Source organism: Rhizobium sp. 3T7 (genome assembly GCF_020166565.1).
In the GTDB taxonomy this organism is placed as follows: Bacteria; Pseudomonadota; Alphaproteobacteria; order Rhizobiales; family Rhizobiaceae; genus Rhizobium.
Window position 1 is genome coordinate 19,444 of record NZ_JAIQXS010000028.1, and the last position, 19,000, is coordinate 38,443.

18 protein-coding genes are annotated in these 19,000 nt (G+C 60.6%); 11 read left to right on the forward strand and 7 right to left on the reverse strand.

Features of this window, described 5'->3' with window-relative positions:
• Positions 1-53 precede the first annotated feature (53 nt).
• Complete coding sequence (locus K9B32_RS26125; protein WP_224567752.1) at positions 54-965, reverse strand: LysR family transcriptional regulator; 912 nt, start codon at positions 963-965, stop codon at positions 54-56.
• Positions 966-1,174: 209 nt separating this feature from the next.
• On the opposite strand from K9B32_RS26125, the gene ampC reads away from it, so the two are divergent.
• Positions 1,175-2,359 (forward strand): class C beta-lactamase, encoded by a 1,185-nt coding sequence (gene ampC, locus K9B32_RS26130; protein ID WP_224567754.1) that lies wholly within the window; start codon positions 1,175-1,177, stop codon positions 2,357-2,359.
• Between the two features lie 481 nt (positions 2,360-2,840).
• Here the strand turns inward: ampC and K9B32_RS26135 are convergent, their stop codons facing one another.
• The 4 genes from K9B32_RS26135 to K9B32_RS26150 form a co-directional block, all read right to left on the reverse strand.
• Complete coding sequence (locus K9B32_RS26135; RefSeq protein ID WP_224567755.1) at positions 2,841-4,208, reverse strand: FAD-containing oxidoreductase; 1,368 nt, start codon at positions 4,206-4,208, stop codon at positions 2,841-2,843.
• Complete coding sequence (locus tag K9B32_RS26140; protein WP_224567757.1) at positions 4,208-4,666, reverse strand: DUF4126 domain-containing protein; 459 nt, start codon at positions 4,664-4,666, stop codon at positions 4,208-4,210. The genes K9B32_RS26135 and K9B32_RS26140 overlap by 1 nt, the downstream gene beginning before the upstream one ends.
• A gap of 94 nt (positions 4,667-4,760) precedes the next feature.
• Entirely contained in the window at positions 4,761-5,948 is a 1,188-nt protein-coding gene (locus tag K9B32_RS26145; protein WP_224567842.1) for an acyl-CoA dehydrogenase, read from the reverse strand.
• A 95-nt stretch (positions 5,949-6,043) separates the two neighbouring features.
• On the reverse strand, positions 6,044-6,964 hold the full coding sequence (locus tag K9B32_RS26150) for a LysR family transcriptional regulator (protein WP_224567759.1): 921 nt from the start codon (positions 6,962-6,964) through the stop codon (positions 6,044-6,046).
• A 322-nt stretch (positions 6,965-7,286) separates the two neighbouring features.
• Between K9B32_RS26150 and K9B32_RS26155 the strand changes: the two genes are divergently transcribed.
• The 8 genes from K9B32_RS26155 (at position 7,287) to K9B32_RS26190 (ending at position 15,377) form a co-directional block, all read left to right on the forward strand.
• Positions 7,287-8,492, forward strand: coding sequence for an ABC transporter substrate-binding protein (locus K9B32_RS26155; protein WP_224567761.1), 1,206 nt, complete (start codon positions 7,287-7,289; stop codon positions 8,490-8,492).
• Positions 8,493-8,496: 4 nt separating this feature from the next.
• The gene (locus K9B32_RS26160) at positions 8,497-9,279 is read left to right on the forward strand and encodes an ABC transporter ATP-binding protein (protein ID WP_224567763.1); all 783 of its coding nucleotides are present in this window, start codon (positions 8,497-8,499) and stop codon (positions 9,277-9,279) included.
• Complete coding sequence (locus K9B32_RS26165; RefSeq protein ID WP_224567765.1) at positions 9,279-9,980, forward strand: ABC transporter ATP-binding protein; 702 nt, start codon at positions 9,279-9,281, stop codon at positions 9,978-9,980. The genes K9B32_RS26160 and K9B32_RS26165 overlap by 1 nt, the downstream gene beginning before the upstream one ends.
• Positions 9,981-9,984: 4 nt before the next feature.
• On the forward strand, positions 9,985-10,872 hold the full coding sequence (locus tag K9B32_RS26170) for a branched-chain amino acid ABC transporter permease (RefSeq protein WP_007795501.1): 888 nt from the start codon (positions 9,985-9,987) through the stop codon (positions 10,870-10,872).
• 2 nt (positions 10,873-10,874) lie between these two features.
• The gene (locus K9B32_RS26175) at positions 10,875-11,864 is read left to right on the forward strand and encodes a branched-chain amino acid ABC transporter permease (protein ID WP_224567767.1); all 990 of its coding nucleotides are present in this window, start codon (positions 10,875-10,877) and stop codon (positions 11,862-11,864) included.
• Positions 11,865-11,883: 19 nt separating this feature from the next.
• Entirely contained in the window at positions 11,884-13,479 is a 1,596-nt protein-coding gene (locus tag K9B32_RS26180) for a GMC family oxidoreductase (RefSeq protein ID WP_224567779.1), read from the forward strand.
• A gap of 9 nt (positions 13,480-13,488) precedes the next feature.
• Positions 13,489-14,373: a 3-hydroxyisobutyrate dehydrogenase gene (gene mmsB / locus K9B32_RS26185; protein ID WP_224567781.1), complete on the forward strand. Its 885-nt coding sequence runs from the start codon at positions 13,489-13,491 to the stop codon at positions 14,371-14,373.
• 86 nt (positions 14,374-14,459) lie between these two features.
• Positions 14,460-15,377, forward strand: a complete 918-nt coding sequence (locus K9B32_RS26190) for a DMT family transporter (protein WP_224567783.1) — start codon at positions 14,460-14,462, stop codon at positions 15,375-15,377.
• Between the two features lie 20 nt (positions 15,378-15,397).
• On the opposite strand, the gene hppD is transcribed toward K9B32_RS26190, so the two are convergent.
• Complete coding sequence (gene hppD / locus K9B32_RS26195; RefSeq protein WP_224567785.1) at positions 15,398-16,507, reverse strand: 4-hydroxyphenylpyruvate dioxygenase; 1,110 nt, start codon at positions 16,505-16,507, stop codon at positions 15,398-15,400.
• A 126-nt stretch (positions 16,508-16,633) separates the two neighbouring features.
• Here hppD and K9B32_RS26200 point away from each other — a divergent pair, with 126 nt between their 5' ends.
• Positions 16,634-17,107 (forward strand): Lrp/AsnC family transcriptional regulator, encoded by a 474-nt coding sequence (locus tag K9B32_RS26200; protein ID WP_224567787.1) that lies wholly within the window; start codon positions 16,634-16,636, stop codon positions 17,105-17,107.
• A gap of 1 nt (position 17,108) precedes the next feature.
• Here K9B32_RS26200 and K9B32_RS26205 read toward each other — a convergent pair whose 3' ends face one another.
• Complete coding sequence (locus tag K9B32_RS26205) at positions 17,109-17,561, reverse strand: MarR family winged helix-turn-helix transcriptional regulator (protein WP_224567789.1); 453 nt, start codon at positions 17,559-17,561, stop codon at positions 17,109-17,111.
• 68 nt (positions 17,562-17,629) lie between these two features.
• Between K9B32_RS26205 and hmgA the strand changes: the two genes are divergently transcribed.
• On the forward strand, positions 17,630-18,988 hold the full coding sequence (gene hmgA / locus K9B32_RS26210) for a homogentisate 1,2-dioxygenase (protein ID WP_224567791.1): 1,359 nt from the start codon (positions 17,630-17,632) through the stop codon (positions 18,986-18,988).
• Positions 18,989-19,000 lie beyond the last annotated feature (12 nt).

The window sequence follows — 19,000 nt, forward strand, 5'->3', positions numbered from 1 at the left end:
TGCGTCCTTCGGAGAGCCCCTCACATCGGCCGCATCCTACGCCGTTGCCACCGCTAGGTCCACAGGACGGCATAGCAGGCCTCAGACCGCGGACGCCCCGATGCCTCGCAGAGCCAAAGGCGGAAGGCCGACATCGCCGGCGTCTCCGGGCGAGACTGCAGACGGGTCAGCCAATAGCTGCCCATCGTGACCGTGATGTCGAAGGGCTGGCGGATGGCCTCGGCAAGCAGATGCCGAGAAAACATCAGTGGTGGTGCCAGGGCAACGCCGGCGCCCTGCAGCGCGGCCTCCATCATCGCAAGCGATGAATCGAAGACGATGTTTTTCAGCGGCGGCAGGTTCGCCTCCATCCCGGCAGCAGCAAACCATTGCGACCACTCATCGGCGCGATACGACCGCAGCAAGGTCTGCTTCAAAAGGTCGGCCGGCGAGCTAAGCTGCGTCGCGATCTCGGGAACGCAGAGCGCCGATAGCGGCGCCTCCAGCAGACGCAACGCCTCGATCCCATGCCAAGCGCCCGAACCGAAGCGGACGGCATAATCCAGGCCCTCGGCGGCAATATCGACACGGTTGTTGTTGGTCGAGAGGCGCAGATCAATAAAGGGATGCTGAGCCTGAAACGCTCGCAGCCTCGGAAGCAGCCAGCCAACGGCAAAGGTGCCGACAGCACCGACCCGAAGCACTTCGCGATAGTGTCCGCCCTCGAACTGCTCGAGCGTTCCGGCAATCCGGTCGAAGGCGTCGCGGAGCGCCGGCAACAGCGTCTCACCCTCACTGGTCAGCATCAGCCCGCGCGGCAGCCGCTCGAACAGCGTGACGTTCAGCCTCGTTTCCAGACTCTTGACCTGATGGCTGACGGCGGCCTGCGTCACGCACAGCTCGATCGCAGCCTTGGTGAAGCTGAGGTGTCGAGCGGACGCTTCAAAGGCACGCAGCGCATTCAGCGGCAAACGCGGACGAACCATCGGATATCCAAATTTTTCTAATGCCTCACGCTAGATATCGTCGTTTGAGACGGCCGTACAGGCCTCTTATACAAATCCCGCCTGACCCAACCCGCTCCGGCGCCGAAAGTGCCGGACTACCTCATATCTCAAGGCTTTTTGCATTGAATGCCCCAGCCGCGGCGAAGAGACCGCGACGATTCCACCAACCCCGAGGCACGGTATCTGTTATGAGAAATATTCCGCAATTCACACTTGGTATACTCACCGCCGCTTCAGTCTTTCTCGGCGCCGGTGCGCATGCGGCCGAACGCCAGAATGAGCTTGCCCGCGTCGTCGATGCCGTAGCCGTCCCTCTGATGGCGAAGAATGATATTCCTGGCATGTCGATCGCCATCACGGTCGGGGGAAAGCGATACGTCTACAATTACGGCGTCGCGTCCAAGGCGAGCGGACGGAAGGTCACCGACGCGACGCTGTTTGAAATCGGCTCGGTCAGCAAGACGTTCACAGCAACCCTGGCAGGCTACGCTCAGGCCAGCAGCGACCTTTCGCTCACCGACAGCCCGAGCAAATATTTTCCGGAATTGGCCGGCAGCCACCTTGCCGGAGCCACCTTGCTCGACCTTGGAACCTATACGGCGGGTGGCCTGCCGCTGCAGTTTCCCGACGACGTGACCGACCACAAGGCGATGGTCGGCTATTACAAGAACTGGAAGCCGGCCTATGCTCCGGGAACCCATCGCGTCTATTCCAATCCGAGCATCGGCTTGTTCGGCTATGCCGCAGCAAAGGCCATGGGTTGGCCCTTCGATGATCTGATGCAGCAGAAGCTGTTTCCGGCACTTGGCCTCAGCCACACCTTCATTGCAGTTCCGAAAGCCGACGACGCGAACTATGCCTATGGATATTCAAGAACCGGCAAGGCCGCTCGCGTTTCGCCTGGCGTCCTGGATTCGGAGGCCTACGGCGTGAAGATGTCGGCAAGCGACATGCTCCGCTTCATCGAAGCCAATATCGATGGTTCCGATCTCGACAAGACCGTGCAATCGGCGATCGCCACGACCCATACGGGCTACTACAAGGTTGGCGACATGACGCAGGGCCTCGGCTGGGAAATGTACGCCTATCCAACAACCCTCGACCGCCTTTTGGCGGGTAACTCGGCCGACATGGCCCTGAAAGCCAACGAGATCGAGAAGCTGTCGCCGCCACGGCCGCCGGTAAAGGATGTGCTTTTCAACAAGACCGGGTCGACCAACGGCTTCGGCGCCTATGTTGCCTTCGTCCCATCCAAGGGCATCGGTATCGCCCTCTTCGCAAACAAGAATTATCCGAACAGCGAGCGAGTAAAGGCGGCCTATAGCATATTGGCGGCGTTCGACGACGACCTCCCGGTCGCAAACGCCGACTGAAGGCCCGCAGGTGGAGGATAAGCCCGCATGGCGCCTCCAACGTCATCAACCGTTAGAACTGCTTTTGTCCACGCCGCGCAGATCGCTGCCATACTGAGATCGTCCCGTCGCGCACCGCAAGGCGTTGCGGCGAGACGGGATCGGCGCCGAATGCGGAAGAAGGACGTAAGCTTCCGCATTCGGGCTCGCAGAAAATGGTCTCCCTCCGGGACGGCGGCATTGTGCGAATGTTCCGTCGAGTGTCGCCCAGGACGTGCCTGTGCGGCACACAAGGCTGCCGGAAACGCGAAAGCGTCCGGAGGATGCAGTAAGGCCGCAGTTGCGGCACAAACCGCCGAACGGGCGCTGGCAAGCGCCATATTGTTTTACTCCAGCGAGGCAACTTGCAGCACCCCGTCCGAGTGACATGCAGCCTCAAGCCACGGGCCACAAGGATCGCGTGAAGGCGAAGGCGTGTCCGCGAGACAGCGGCGATTGCCGGCTAAACCGCCTTCAAATCTCCAAGCAGTGTCGGGATCAGCTCAGACACCGTGGGATGGATCGGCACCGCCCATTTCAGCACCGGGTAGGGTGCCTTGGCATTCATCGCATCAATGAAACCGTGGATCGCCTCGTCACCCTCGATCCCAAGGATCGCAGCGCCCAGGATCTGCTGTGTCTCAGCGTCGGCGATCACCTTCATGAAGCCCTTGGTCTCGGCACGCTCATTGGCGCGGCCGACCCGGCTCATCGGCCGGGTCGAGATCATGATCTTGTGGCCGGAGGCGCGCGCTTCCTTCTCGGTCTTGCCGACACGGCCGAGCGGCGGGTCGATGTAGAGCGCGTAGGCGAGGATGCGGTCACTGAGCTTGCGGTCCTCGCCGTCGAGCAGGTTGGCGGCGACGATTTCGAAATCGTTGTAGGATGTATGGGTAAAGGCCCCGCGGCCGTTGCAATCGCCGAGCGCCCAGATACCCTCGACGTTGGTGGCAAGCTTGTCGTCAACGGTGATGTAGCCACGGCTGTCGGTAACGACGCCAGCCTTGTCGAGACCAAGGTCATCGGTATTCGGCGTGCGCCCGGTGGCAACAAGCACGTGGCTCGCCTCGATGGCCGGTTGACCATTGCCGATGCTGACCTCGATCCCATCGACCGTCTTTGAGAATCCGATCCCGTCGGCATCCGTGTGCACGCCAATGCCTTCCGAGCGCAGGATATCGGCGATCGCGTCGGAGACATCGGCATCCTCGCGCGAGGCAAGTTTCGGGCCGCGCTCGATCACCGTCACCTCGGCCCCGAAACGGCGATACATCTGCGCGAACTCAAGCCCGATATAGCTGCCGCCGATAATCGTCAGATGCGTGGGAAGCGTATCGAGATGGATGATCGAGGTGCTCGTCAGGTAATCGATATCGCCGATACCGGGCATATCGGGAATGGTCGGCCGCGCGCCGACATTCAGGAAGATCTTCGGGGCCGTCAGCGTCTCGCCGTTGACGGTCACGCTATGGGCGTCCTTGAAACGGGCATGCCCATAGATGACGGTCATGCCGTCCAAGCCGGCAAACCAGTTGATCAGGCCGTTGCGGGCGTTCATCGTCACGGTTTCAGCACGCTTGCGCACCACCGACATGTCGATGCCCACGCCACCCGGGATCACCACGCCAAAGTCCGCACCGCGTCGCGCCACATGGGCGGCGCGGGCACTTGCCACCAGCGTCTTGGTCGGCATGCAGCCTGCATTGACACAGGTGCCGCCGAGGAACTTGCGCTCGATCAACGCCACCTTCATGCCCGTCGCGACCATGCGGGCGGCGAGGAAGGGACCGGACTGGCCGGCCCCGATGACGATGGCGTCAAAACTAGGCATCACACAGCTCCCACGATGATGAGCGCGCCGATGATCGCAACCGCATCCTCGATCAGCGCTGCCGGTGTATCTTTGCCGAAGGCGGCGGCGAGCTTACCACGAGCCGCCGCTCCGCCGAACGTGCCAACCGCGGCGCCGACGACACCAGCAATGAGCCCGCCGACCAACGAGCCGCCGGAGGCGCCGATCGTGGCACCCGTCAGCGCGCCCATTATCAAGCGGGCCGCAAACTGCATGGGAACCTTGCGGGACGGGGTTGATGGCAGCTGGTCGGTAATCAACTCGACGACAGCAAGCAGTGTGAACACCCACGGCGTCCAGCGATATCCCATAAAGGCAACGGGTGTCTGCGAAACGTCAAACCCGCCGAGAGCAGCCGCCCAGGCAACAGCAGCCGGCGCCGTCATCGCTCTGAGCCCCGCAATCATTCCAATCAGAAATGCAAGAAACAAAAGCATGTGCAATCCCCCATGCCGCGCACAATTTAATCGCGGTCATGGGAGGCTGGCACATTGTCGCGCAGGTTTCAATTTGCGCGATGGTCGATACGGTTCAATTCGCAAAGGCGGCAATGCCGGTGACGGCGCGGCCGAGGATAAGGGCGTGGACGTCGTGGGTGCCCTCATAGGTGTTGACGACCTCGAGATTGACGAGATGGCGGGCAATGCCGAACTCATCGGATATGCCGTTACCGCCCAGCATGTCGCGGGCAAGCCTCGCGATGTCGAGCGCCTTGCCGCACGAATTGCGCTTGACGATCGAGGTCAGCTCCACCGGCGGGTGCCCGTCTTCCTTCATACGGCCGAGCCTGATGCAGCCCTGCAGACCGAGCGAGATTTCCGTTATCATGTCGGCAAGCTTCTTCTGGATCAGCTGGTTGGCGGCGAGCGGCCGGCCGAACTGCTTGCGGTCCAGAACATATTGGCGCGCCTTGGCATAGCAGTCCTCGGCAGCGCCAAGCGCCCCCCATGCAATACCGAAGCGGGCAGAGTTCAGGCAGCTGAAAGGGCCCTTGAGGCCGGACACGTTCGGCAGCAGGTTTGCTTCCGGCACGAAGACATCATCCATCACTACCTCGCCGGTAATGGAGGCGCGCAGACCGACCTTGCCGTGGATGGCCGGCGCCGACAGGCCCCTCCAGCCCTTCTCCAGGATAAAGCCGCGGATGACACCGTCCTCGGTCTTGGCCCAGACGACGAAGACGTCAGCGATCGGGGCATTGGAGATCCAGGTCTTGGCACCCGACAGGCTATAGCCGCCATCGACCTTCCTTGCCCGCGTCACCATCGAGCCCGGATCCGAGCCGTGGTCGGGTTCGGTCAAGCCAAAGCAGCCGATCCATTCGCCGGTCGCAAGCTTTGGCAGATATTTCTGTTTCTGCGCCTCCGAACCGAAGGCATCGATCGGCACCATGACAAGAGACGACTGCACACTCATCATCGAGCGGTAGCCGCTGTCGACGCGCTCGACCTCGCGGGCGATCAGGCCATAGGCAACGTAGCCGAGGCCCGCCCCGCCATACTGCGGGGCAATCGTCGGTCCAAGCAGCCCAAGCTCACCCATCTCACGGAAGATCTTCGGATCCGTCTTCTCCTGGCGGAAGGCTTCGAGCACGCGCGGCACCAGCTTGTCCTGCGCATAAGCGTGCGCCGTCTCCTGCACCATGCGCTCCTCGTCCGTAAGCTGCTCCACCAGCCGGAACGGATCGGCCCAGTCGAAGATCTCGCGGGTGTGCTGCATGGTCATTCCTCCTCATTCCTCTGCCGGTGCGACATCCTTCGGGCATAGACCCGCAGGTTGGAAGGGTCAACTCGCCACGAGATTTCGACGTCAATCTACCGTTTCACCCATGGCGGGATGAACCTGACATCCTCGCCGACGACCGCTTCACGCAGGAAATCGATGACCGCCCGCACCCGTGGCGACTGGCGAAGGTCACGATGACAGGTGATCCAGTAGTGCCGCCTGAGATCGATGTCGTCGGGAAGGACCCGTTCGAGCTCGGGGTAGCGACTGGCGAAGAAATAGGGAAGCACACAAAGCCCGAGGCCGTTTCGGGTTGCCGTCAGCTGCGCAAAGATGCTCGAGCTTTGAAACTGCGGTTTGATGCGCGGATGCACGTCGCCGAGATAGTCGAGGCCGGGCGCGAAGATCATTTCTTCGATGTAGCTGATGAACGGATGATCCAACAGGTCGTCGCGGCAGGCAATGGGCGCGCTCCGGCGCAGGTATTCCTTCGAGCCATAGACCTGGAGATGATAGTCGGTGAGCTTGTCCGAGAAGTATGGTCCGCCCTTCGGCTCATCGAGAACGACAGTGATATCGGCCTCCTTGCGCGACAGCGACATGATCTGCTGGATCGTCACCAACTCAAGCGACAAATTGGGATGGCTTGCCACAAACTGCGGCAGCACGCGCGCAAAAAAGAAGTTGGAGAAGCCCTCAGGCGCGCTGAGCCGCACAACCCCACGCTGCATCGTTGCGCCGTCGGTGAGATCGGCACGCAGCCGCTCTGTTTCCTGCTCCATCTTCTCGGCAGTCTCGACGAAGCGCGCGCCCATCGCCGTCATCACGTATCCGCGCGGGTTGCGCTCGAAGAGCTTGACCTTGAGAGCAAACTCCAGCCGGTCGATGCGACGCGAGACCGTCGCATGGCTGGTGCGCAGTTGCCGCGCGGCGGTCGACAGCTGCCCGGTGCGAGCAACCGCCAGAAAGAACTGCAGGTCGTCCCACGTGAATTGCGGCTGATTGTTCATTCGAGCCCCCTGTCGGCCCTGGCATCGCTCGGCCACGCCATATTGGTCTTTCGTCTAATACGGCACAGGCTGCACCTCGCCGCGGTCCGCCCTAGGTTCCAACGAAAGCACCCTAACGATTTGCATTCATTGGGCCGGAGTCGCGACAGAGCAACGCTTCTGTTCAAAAACGAACAGATACTGTTTGGAATTAGTTGTAAAGCGGCCTTGCCTGATCGGTGCAATTCCATGATCGTAAGGCATGGGCTGGCGGCTTTGAGGAGGGTGGCTGGCCAAATTTGAACAGATCCGCATTCTGGCCAATCTCTGGGAGGAGAGGAATATGCGAAAGAATCTCATTGCGTCGCTGGCATTTCTGCTTGCAAGCAGTACCGCCGTACTCGCCGATGGTGCATCGGGCGGCAAGGTGAAGATCGGCATCCTGAACGATCAGTCCGGTGTCTATGCCGATTTCGGCGGCAAATCCTCCGTCGAAGCAGCCAAGATGGCTGTCGAGGATTTCGGCGGAAAGGTGCTCGGCGTACCGGTGGAGATCGTCGATGCCGACCACCAGAACAAGGCCGACATCGCCTCCAACATCGCTCGTCAATGGTATGACACCGAACAGGTCGACGCGATCATGGAACTGACCACCTCATCGGTAGCGCTCGCGGTTCAGGCCATTGCGAAGGAAAAGAAGAAGATCGACATCGTCACCGGCGCGGCGACCACGGATCTGACCGGCAAGGCTTGCTCGCCCTATGGCTTCCACTGGGCCTATGACACGCATGCGCTCGCCGTCGGCACGGGCGGCGCACTCGTCAAGCAGGGTGGCGACAGCTGGTTCTTCCTTACGGCCGACTACGCATTCGGTTATTCGCTGGAACAACAGACGAGCGATTTCGTCAAGTCCGCCGGCGGCAAGGTCGTTGGTTCCGTGCGCCATCCCCTGTCGAACCAGGATTTCTCATCCTTCCTGCTGCAGGCCCAGTCCTCCGGTGCCAAGGTGATCGGCCTTGCCAATGCCGGCCTCGATACCTCCAACGCCATCAAGCAGGCAGCCGAGTTCGGCATCACCCAGGGCGGCCAGCATCTGGCGGCACTGCTCTTCACGCTGGCCGAAGTCCATGGCCTGGGCCTCGATGCCGCGCAGGGGCTGACGCTGACCGAGGGCTACTACTGGAACCTCGATGACAAGAGCCGCGAGTTCGGCAAGAAGTTCTTCGCGCGTACAGGCAGGATGCCGAACATGGTCCACACGGGCACCTACTCGGCCGTGCTTCAATACCTGAAGGCGATCCAGAAGGCCGGTACCGACGACACCGATGCCGTTGCCAGGCAACTGCATGAAATGCCGGTCGATGACGTCTTCGGGCGCGGCGGAACGGTCGGCCCGAACGGCCGCATGATCCATGACATGTACCTGCTTCAAGTCAAGAAGCCGGCCGACAGCAAGGAGCCGTGGGACTACTTCAACGTGCTGGCGACCATCCCCGGCAAGGAAGCCTATATCGATCCCGCCAAGAGCGGCTGCGCCCTGGTGAACTGAACCGATGGCGGTTTCCGCGACACAATCGAACGCGATGCCGCGGGTGGTGCTCTCCGCCCGTGGCCTACGCCGCGATTTCGGGGGCTTCACCGCCGTCAAGAATGTCGATCTGGATGTTCACGATGCGAGTGTGCACGCCTTGATCGGCCCCAACGGCGCCGGCAAGACCACGGTCTTCAACCTGCTGACGAAGTTCCTGCAGCCCACTGCCGGTACGATCACGCTGATGGGCACGGACATCACCAAAACGGCGCCTGACAAGGTCGCGCGTATGGGGCTGGTGCGGTCGTTCCAGATTTCGGCAGTATTTCCGCACCTGAGCGTTCTCGACAATGTCCGCGTGGCACTGCAGCGGCCAAACAACCTGTCGACGCAGTTCTGGCGCCCGCTTTCGGCCCTTGACGAGTTGAACGATCGCGCCGAACAGCTGCTGGCGAAAGTCGGTCTTTCCAAGGAGCGTGACGCGATCGCGGCTGATCTTTCCTATGGCCGCAAGCGCGTGCTCGAGATCGCAACGACGCTTGCCCTTGATCCACGGGTGCTTCTGCTTGATGAACCGATGGCTGGCATGGGGCACGAGGATGTGGGCGTTGTTTCGGCGCTGATCCGTGAAGTGGCGCGCGACCGCGCCGTTTTGATGGTCGAACACAATCTGTCTGTCGTCGCAAACATCTGCCAGCATGTGACCGTGCTGCAGCGTGGAGAAATCCTTGCCGAGGGCGATTACGCGACGGTCAGCGCCGATGCGCGGGTGCGCCAGGCCTACATGGGCTCGGAGGAGGGTTGATGACGACACTTCTGGAAGTCCAGGGGCTCAACGCCTGGTATGGCGAAAGCCACGTCCTGCATGGCGTCAACATGCGTGTCGCCGAAGGCGAGACGATTACCATCCTTGGCCGCAACGGCGTCGGAAAGACGACGACGCTGCGCACCATCACCGGCATCGTGCGCGCCCGCAAGGGCAAGCTGACTTTTGCCGGCGAGGACATGATGCATGTGCCGTTGCACAAGACGGCACACCGGGGCATCGGCTTCGTACCGGAGGAGCGGGGCATATTCGCGACGCTGACGGTGTCCGAGAATCTGATGCTGCCGCCGGTCGTTGCCTCCGGCGGCATGACCGTCGACGAAATCTACGAGCTGTTCCCAAATCTCTACGAGCGCCGCAACAGTCCGGGCACGAAGCTGTCGGGCGGTGAACAGCAGATGCTGGCGATTGCCCGCATTTTGCGCACCGGCGTTCGCATGCTGTTGCTCGATGAACCCACCGAGGGACTGGCGCCGGTTATCGTCCAGCGCATCGGCGAGGTGCTGAAGCAATTGAAGGAGCGCGGCATGACAATCCTGCTCGTCGAGCAGAATTTCCGCTTCGCTAGCCGGATCGCCGATCGCTTCTATCTTATGGACCACGGACAGATGGTGTCGGAGTTCCCGGTGGGCGAATTACCCGATCGGATGGATACGTTGCACAAGGTTCTGGGAGTGTGATCTGATGACGATGATCTTCGGCATTCCCCTGCAGGCGTTCATGGGCCAATTGTTGATCGGCCTGATCAACGGTTCGTTCTACGCTCTCCTCAGTCTCGGGCTCGCCATTATCTTCGGTCTGTTGCGGGTCATCAATTTCGCGCACGGCGCGCAGTATATGCTCGGTGCCTTCGCCGCCTACCTCCTGCTTGCTTACGCCGGCATCGGCTATTGGCCGTCGCTGATCCTGGCGCCCGTCATTGTCGGCTTTGCCGGCGCGGTGATCGAGCGACTGTTCCTTCGCCGGCTCTATGACCTCGATCCGCTTTACGGCCTGCTCTTCACCTTCGGGCTCGCACTCGCCGTGGAGGGCACCTTCCGCTACCTCTATGGCTCTTCCGGGCAGCCTTATGCGCAACCCGCCGCTCTTGCCGGTGCGGTCAATCTCGGCTTCATGTTCCTGCCGATCTATCGCGGCTGGGTCGTGGTCGTGTCGCTTGTCGTCTGCCTTGGCACCTGGCTGCTGATCGAGAAGACGAAGCTCGGTGCCTATCTGAGGGCCGCCACCGAGAATGCGACCCTTGTCCAGGCATTCGGCGTCAACGTGCCGGTCCTCTTGACATTGACCTATGCGCTTGGAGCCGGTCTCGCGGCCTTTGCGGGCGTGCTGGCCGCACCGATCTATCAGGTGTCGCCGCTGATGGGCTCCAGCATGATCATCGTCGTCTTCGCCGTCGTCGTGGTCGGCGGCATGGGCTCGATCATGGGGGCGATCATCACCGGCTACGTGCTCGGTATTGCCGAAGGTCTCACCAAGGTCTTCTATCCCGAAGCTTCCAACATCGTGATCTTCGTCATCATGGCGATTGTTCTCCTCATCAGGCCCGCGGGCCTCTTCGGCCGGGATGCATGACGATGACAGAGATCACTGAAACGATGAGACCGGAAAAGAGCCGCACCGCCCTTTCGGTGCAGGCCGCCTTCCTCATCATCGGCCTGCTGCTCCTGCTGCTGGCGCCGTTCTTCTTCTATCCGATTTTCCTGATGAAGCTTCTGTGCTTTGCGCTGTTTGCCTGCGCCTTCAATCTGTTGCTCGGCTATACTGGCCTTTTGTCGTTCGGCCATGCGACCTTCTTCGGCGGAGCGGCTTATTTCACGGCCCATGCCGTCAAGGAATGGGGATTTTCGCCGGAGCTCGGCATCCTGGTCGGTGTCGCGGGTGCCGCCGTCCTCGGTCTCGTTATGGGTTTTTTCGCGATCCGCCGCCAAGGCATCTACTTTGCCATGATCACGCTGGCCTTGTCGCAGATGTTCTTCTTCTTCTGCCTGCAATCGGAGTTCACGCATGGCGAGGACGGAATCCAATCCGTGCCGCGCGGCCATTTGTTCGGCCTCCTCGATCTCAATAATTCGACCAACATGTATTATTTCGTGCTGGCCGTCTTTATCGTCGGCATTCTGATCATCTGGCGCTTCATCAATTCGCCATTCGGAATGATCCTCAAATCGATCCGCGAGAACGAGCAGCGGGCGATATCGCTCGGTTATTCCGTCGCCCGCTACAAGCTTGGTGCCTTCGTGATGTCGGCCGCTCTTGCGGGCCTGGCCGGGGCGGTGAAATCGCTGGTCTTCCAGTTCGCCACCTTGACCGATGTTGCCTGGCAGATGTCGGGCGAGGTGATCCTGATGACCCTGCTTGGCGGCATCGGGACGCTGATCGGTCCGCTGTTCGGCGCTGGCCTCGTCGTAACGCTCGAAAACTATCTGGCGACATCGGAATTTCCGGTGACGATCATCACCGGCATCGTATTCATGATTTGCGTGCTGATATTCCGCCGTGGCATCATCGGTGAGTTCTACGCATCGCGCCTCGGTCGGAAACTCGGCTTCGTCTACCGCCGCTAACCCGCGGGGTGGCATTCGCATGGATCGCTTCGACTACATCATCATCGGCGCCGGCAGCGCCGGCTGCGTCCTCGCCAACCGGCTGTCCGAGGACCGGAACACACGTGTGCTTTTGCTGGAGGCTGGCGGCAGCGACAATTACCACTGGATCCATATCCCCGTCGGCTATCTCTATTGCATCAACAACCCGCGCACCGACTGGTGCTTCACGACCGCGCCACAGGATGGATTGAACGGGCGCGCGCTCAACTATCCGCGCGGCAAGGTGCTCGGCGGGTGCTCCTCGATCAACGGCATGATCTACATGCGTGGCCAGGCGCGCGACTATGATCTCTGGCGACAGATGGGATGCACCGGCTGGAGCTGGGACGAGGTGCTTCCGTTTTTCCGCAAATCGGAGGACTTCTATCGCGGCGAAAACGAACTGCATGGCGCAGGCGGTGAGTGGCGCGTGGAAAAGGCCCGCGTGCGCTGGGCGGTACTCGATGCATTCCAGGCTGCCGCCAAGGAGGCCGGCATTCCCGAAAGCCCGGATTTCAACACCGGCAACAACGAGGGATCAGGCTACTTCGACGTCAATCAACGGTCCGGCATTCGCTGGAACACCGCCAAGGCATTCCTGCGTCCGGCCATGCGGCGAGGCAATCTGACAGTTTTGACAAAGGCTCAGGTCTCCCGGCTGGTGATCGAGGAGGGCACTGTCACCGGTGTCGATTACAAGCATGGCGGCACCACGAAGCGCGCTTACGCGGCACGGGAAACGATCCTGGCAGCCGGCGCGATCGGTTCACCGCATATTCTGGAATTGTCGGGCCTTGGCCGCGGTGAGGTGCTCAAGAATGCGGGCGTCGAGGTGGCCATCGAGGTGAAGGCCATCGGCGAGAACCTGCAGGATCACCTGCAGCTTCGGATGGCCTACAAAGTCACCGGCGTTCCGACGTTGAACGAGAAGGCAACAAGGCTCATCGGTAAGGCGGCGATTGGCCTGGAATATCTCGTCAGGCGTTCAGGACCGATGGCAATGGCACCCAGCCAGCTCGGCGTCTTTACCCGCTCCGGTCCCGACAAGGAGACACCCGATCTTCAATATCACGTGCAGCCAGTGTCGCTCGACAAGTTCGGCGATCCAGTCCACCCGTTCCCGGCCATCACAGCGAGCGTCTGCAATCTGAGGCCGGAGAGCCGTGGTTCGGTGCATGCGGCGAGCCCGGACTTTGCCGCCCAGCCGACGATCAGCCCGAACTATCTCTCGACCGAACGCGATCGCGACATAGCTATCCGTTCGATACGCCTGACGCGGAAAATCGTAGCACAGCCGTCGTTCGCGCGGTTTAATCCGGAGGAGTTCAAGCCCGGCCCGAGCTACCGCACGGATGCTGACCTGACGCAGGCCGCCGGCGAGATTGGCACCACGATCTTCCATCCCGTCGGAACATGTCGGATGGGCTCGGATCGCGAAAGTGTCGTCGATCCTCGCTTAAAGTTCAGGGCGCTGGCGAAGCTTCGGATCGCAGACGCCTCCGTGATGCCGACGATCACGTCGGGCAACACCAATTCGCCGACGATCATGATCGCCGAAAAAGCGGCGGCGATGATCCTGGAAGACAACAGATAGGAGAATGTCATGGCAAGGATCGCTTTCATCGGGCTCGGCAATATGGGCGGGCCGATGGCCGCCAACCTCGTCAAGGCGGGTCATCAGGTCACGGGTTTCGATCTGGCAGCCCCTGTCCTTCAGGCCGCCGAAGCACATGGGGTGACGGCCGCGAGCCATATCAGCCAGGCTGTCTCGGGCGCGGAGATCGTCGTCACGATGTTGCCGCAGGGCAAGCACGTGCTCAGCGCCTGGACTGATATCCTTCGCTCCATTCCCGCCGGAACGCTTGTGATCGACAGCTCCACGATCGACGTCGATAGCGCCCGCAAGGCGCACGAAATGGCAAGCAATACCGGCTGCCTTTCCCTCGATGCCCCGGTTTCGGGCGGCACCGGCGGGGCGGCGGCTGGTACGTTGACCTTCATGGCCGGAGGCTCCGACGACGCCTTTGCGAAGGCCAGACCGATCCTGGAAGCCATGGGCAAGAAAATCGTCCACTGTGGCGAGGCGGGCGCCGGACAGGCGGCCAAGATCTGCAACAACATGATCCTCGGCATATCGATGATCGGTGTCTGCGAGGCCTTCGCACTCGGCGAGAAGCTCGGCCTTTCGCATCAGGCACTGTTCGACGTCGCCTCGACCTCGTCGGGACAATGCTGGTCTATCAGCACCTATTGCCCAGTCCCGGGGCCGGTGCCGACGTCGCCCGCGAACAACGACTACAAGCCGGGCTTTGCGGCCGCACTGATGCTGAAGGATCTGCGACTATCACAAGAGGCTGCGCTATCGACTGGCGCATCAACGCCGCTCGGAGCCGAAGCCTCGCAGCTTTACGCCCTTTTCGAGAAACAGGGGAACGGCGGCCGCGATTTCTCGGCGATCATCGAAATGTTCCGCGGCAAGTCGCAATAGCCGCCGCAACGACTTGACACCCCGGACCATATGCGCGACGCCCCGCCTGCCGCAACGAGGCGGCGGCCGACCATAGGAATTCCGACATGCTACCGCAGCCTACCGCGACTGCCTTCAAGAACGTCGTACTGATGGGCGTTGTTCTGATGCTGCTCGGGGACTTTCTCTTCGCCCTCAACGATGCGATGGGTAAGTGGCTGGTGACAAACTTCTCTGTCGGGCAAGTGCTGCTCATCCGCTCATTCGGAAGTTTCATCATTCTGGGGCCGCTCATCGCTCGGCAAGGTCCTGCCCAGCTTGTCAAGGTGGAGCTGAAGGGGCTGCAGGTCCTTCGCGTGCTCTTGGCGACACTCGATGTCGGCCTGTTCTACGCCGCCGTCGCCTACCTGCCGCTCGCTGACGTGATGACCTTCTACATGGCCGGACCGATCTATGTCGCCGCGCTCTCGCATTTCTTCCTCAACGAGCGGATCGGCTGGCGCCGTTGGCTCGCAGTCTTCGTCGGCTTCTGCGGCGTGGTGATCGCGCTGCGTCCATCCTCGGCGATGTTGTCGCTGCCCTCGCTTTTCGGCGTTGTCGGCAGCCTGTCCTTTGCGGTGGCACTGGTTCTGAACCGATATCTGCGCAACACCAGCGACACGACGCTCGTTACATGGCAAATGATCGCCGCCCTCCTCGTCGGTGCGGTGCTATCAATCGGCACCTGGCAACCAACCACGCCGGTCGAACTCGGTGGGATGCTTGCGCTTGGCGTCGTTGCCTCCTGCGCCCACCTTTTGATCACACGCTCACTCAAGCTCGCCCCAGCGTCACTGCTGGCGCCGCTGCAATACAGCCTGCTGATCTGGGCAATTGCGCTGGGATACCTGTTCTTCGGCGACGTTCCGGATCTCTACGTGATCACCGGCGCAACGATCATCGTCGTCGCTGGCCTGTTTATCTTTCATCGGAAGAACCTGCTCGAAACGGTGCCGCCGGAGGCTGTTGCCCCCGACGGCCATTGATTTTGCAGTTACGCCAACCGCTAGGCGGCAGCCGGCTTGATCACGCCGCGGCGTATCTGGTCGGCTTCGATGGATTCAAAGAGCGCCCGGAAGTTGCCCTCGCCAAAGCCTTCGTCGCCCTTGCGTTGGATGAACTCGAAGAAAATCGGGCCGATCACGGTCTTCGAGAAGATCTGCAGCAATATCTTGGTCGTGCCGCCATCGAGCACGCCTTCGCCGTCGATGAGAATGCCATGTCTGCGCATCCGGTCGATCGGTTCGTCATGTCCGTGCACGCGTTCGCATGACATGTCGTAGTAGGTTTCGGGCGGGCCGGGCATGAAGCGAAGGCCATTCTTGGCGAGGCTGTCCGTCGCCTCGTAGATGGCGTCGGTGCCGACAGCAATGTGCTGGATGCCTTCACCCCTGTACTTCTTCAGATACTCCTCGATCTGGCTGGTCTCGTCCTTCGATTCATTGAGCGGAATACGGATCTTGCCGCAGGGCGAGGTGATTGCGCGGCTCATCAGGCCAGTGATGCGGCCGTCGATGTTGAAGAAGTGTATCTGCTTGAAATTGAAGAGTTCCCGATAGAAATCCCACCACTTGTCCATGTTGCCGCGATAGACGTTATGGGTCAGGTGATCGAGGTAGAAGAAGCCAACGCCCTTTGGCCGCGGATCACGCTCGCCCAGCCAGTCGAACTCCAGGTCGTAAGCCGAGCCTTTCGCACCGTAGCGCTCCACGAAGTAGAGAAGCGATCCGCCAATACCGACGATTGCCGGCACATCAAGGGTCCTGTCATCCCCTTCGTAAGGGGTCGCGCCCTTGGCAACGGCGTGCTCGAATGCATGCTTGGCATCGACAACACGCCATGCCATCGACGGAGCGCAAGGACCATGATCGTCGACGAAGCGCATGGCATGGCTGCCCGATTCGGCATTGACGATGTAGTTGATGTCGCCTTGACGCCAGACAGTAATGTTCTTGGTCTTGTGCTTTGCGACAGCCTGATATCCCATGCGCGTGAACAGTTCCGCGAGCCTCTCCGGCTCGGGATGCGCGAACTCGACGAATTCGAACCCATCCGTTCCTGCGGGGTTGTCCGGGGTAATCTGAGACGGCGGTGCGTCGTGTGGATACGGGCCCATTTGCTGCTCCTGTGACTGTAGCCATTTGGTGCAATTATGGCCCTGCTTCGATGCAATGTGCTTGCATTGAAAGCGCTTCAGTCAAATTATACGCACGCAACACGCATATAATGGACATATCATACAATGCCTGAGCAACTGGATGGATTTGATCTCAAGATCCTCGCCGAGCTTCAAAGTGACGGACGTTTGACCAATATCGAACTGTCCGAACGCATCGCCCTTTCAGCCTCGCAATGTTCGCGACGACGAACGCGGCTGGAAGCCGAGGGCTTCATTCGCGGCTATCAGGCAAATCTCGATCCGGAGAGGTTGGGGCTCAACCTGCTGGTCGTCATCTCGGTTACATTGGCGACGCACAATCGCGACAACGCTCGCCGCTTTGCGCAATTGGTCAATGGTCTTCCGGAGGTCCTGGAGGCCTATGCGCTAACGGGCGAAATGGACTATCATCTCAAGGTCGCAACCCGTGGTCTCGCCGGCCTTTCACGCTTCGTCAACGATGTGCTTCTACCGCACGAATCCGTCCAGCACGTGAAGACCTCGATTGTCCTCAATACCTTGAAGAACTTCAAGGGCTATCCGTTGACTGGCTCATAGTTCATTTCGATTTACGTCGCAGTCCTGCAGAGGCCTCGATCGCCGCGAGCGCAAGATCGAGATGCCGGATCGCCTCTTCGCCGAGCATGAGGCGCACCGTCTCTTGGTATCTGTCCGCTAGGAGTGTGATCTTCCGATAGTATCGGTGGCCAAGCTCCGTGAGTTCGATCTGCTCGAAGCGTCGGTCGATGTCGCTTGGAACTCTCTTCAACCAGTGGCGCTGTTCCAATGCACGAACGGCCCGGCTCACCTTCGTCTTGTGCATGTGCGAATGGGCACCGATGTCCTTTGCCGTCATCACGCCGACGCTGCCAAGCGCTGCCAATGTCCGCCATTCCGGCCGGGTCAGGTCGAACTCTTCCTTGTACTGCCGGGCGAATGACAGGCTGATCAGTTCCGATGCCCGGTTAAGCCGGTAGGGAATGAAGCCGTCCAGCTCGAATCGATCCGCCATGACTGTTCCTTGATAGTTACAAAATAGACGGTTACGTTTGTAACTATATGAGTGGAGGAGATGCAAGCATGGACACGAACGAAGCACCACGTTCCCGTGCATGGGCCGGAGCCAGTGCGCTCGCTTACATGCCGGGGTTCGGTAACGACTTCGAGACGGAGGCGCTTCCCGGCGCACTGCCGCAGGGCCAGAATAGTCCGCAGAAATGCAATTACGGTCTCTACGCCGAACAGCTTTCGGGCTCACCGTTTACCGCTCCGCGCGGGACGAACGAGCGTTCTTGGCTCTACCGCATCAGGCCAAGCGTGCGTCACACCCGCAGATTTGCCAATGCGCGCTATCCATTCTGGAAATCAGCGCCATGTCTCGACGACCACTCCTTGCCACTTGGTCAGCTGCGGTGGGATTCCGTCCCTGCACCGACAGTGCGCACGGACTTTCTTGCCGGAATCCGAACGATGACGGCGGCCGGCGATGTCATGACCCAGGTCGGCATGGCTGCGCATGCCTATGCCTTCAACGATGACATGGTCGATGACTATTTCTTCAATGCCGATGGCGAACTGCTCATTGTTCCGCAACTCGGCGCCATCAGCGTCTTCACCGAGATGGGCGTGATGGAAGTCGAGCCTGCGCAGATCTGCCTCGTACCCCGCGGCATGATGTTCAAGGTCGCGCGTCTCGGCGAGGGACCCCAATGGCGCGGCTACATCTGCGAAAACTACGGCGCGAAGTTCACCATGCCGGATCGCGGGCCGATCGGCGCCAACTGTTTGGCAAACGCGCGCGACTTCAAGACCCCGGTTGCAGCCTTCGAGGACAAGGAGACACCGTGCCGGGTGCATGTGAAATGGTGCGGCAAGTTCTATGTGACGGAGATCGGGCATTCGCCGCTCGACGTCGTAGCGTGGCATGGAAACTATACGCCATTCAAATACGACTTGCGCACCTTCTCCCCGGTCGGCGCCATTCTCTTCGATCACCCGGATCCATCGATCTTCACGGTGCTGACGGCACCGAGCGGCGAAGAGGGCACGGCGAACGTCGACTTCGTGATCTTTCCGCCGCGCTGGCTGGTTGCCGAACACACCTTCCGACCGCCCTGGTACCATCGCAACATCATGAGCGAGTTCATGGGCCTGATCCATGGACAATATGACGCCAAGGAAAAAGGCTTTGTTCCGGGCGGCATGAGCCTGCACAACATGATGCTGCCGCATGGGCCGGATGCATCAGGCTTCGAAAAGGCGTCCGACACGGAACTGAAACCGGTCAAGCTGGATCACACGATGGCGTTCATGTTCGAGACCCGTTTCCCGCAGCAGCTGACGAAATATGCGGCTGAACTGGAGACGCTGCAGGACGATTACATCGATTGCTGGGATGGCCTGGAAAGGCGCTTCGATGGAACGCCGGGCATTAAGTGAGCCGAACTCGGA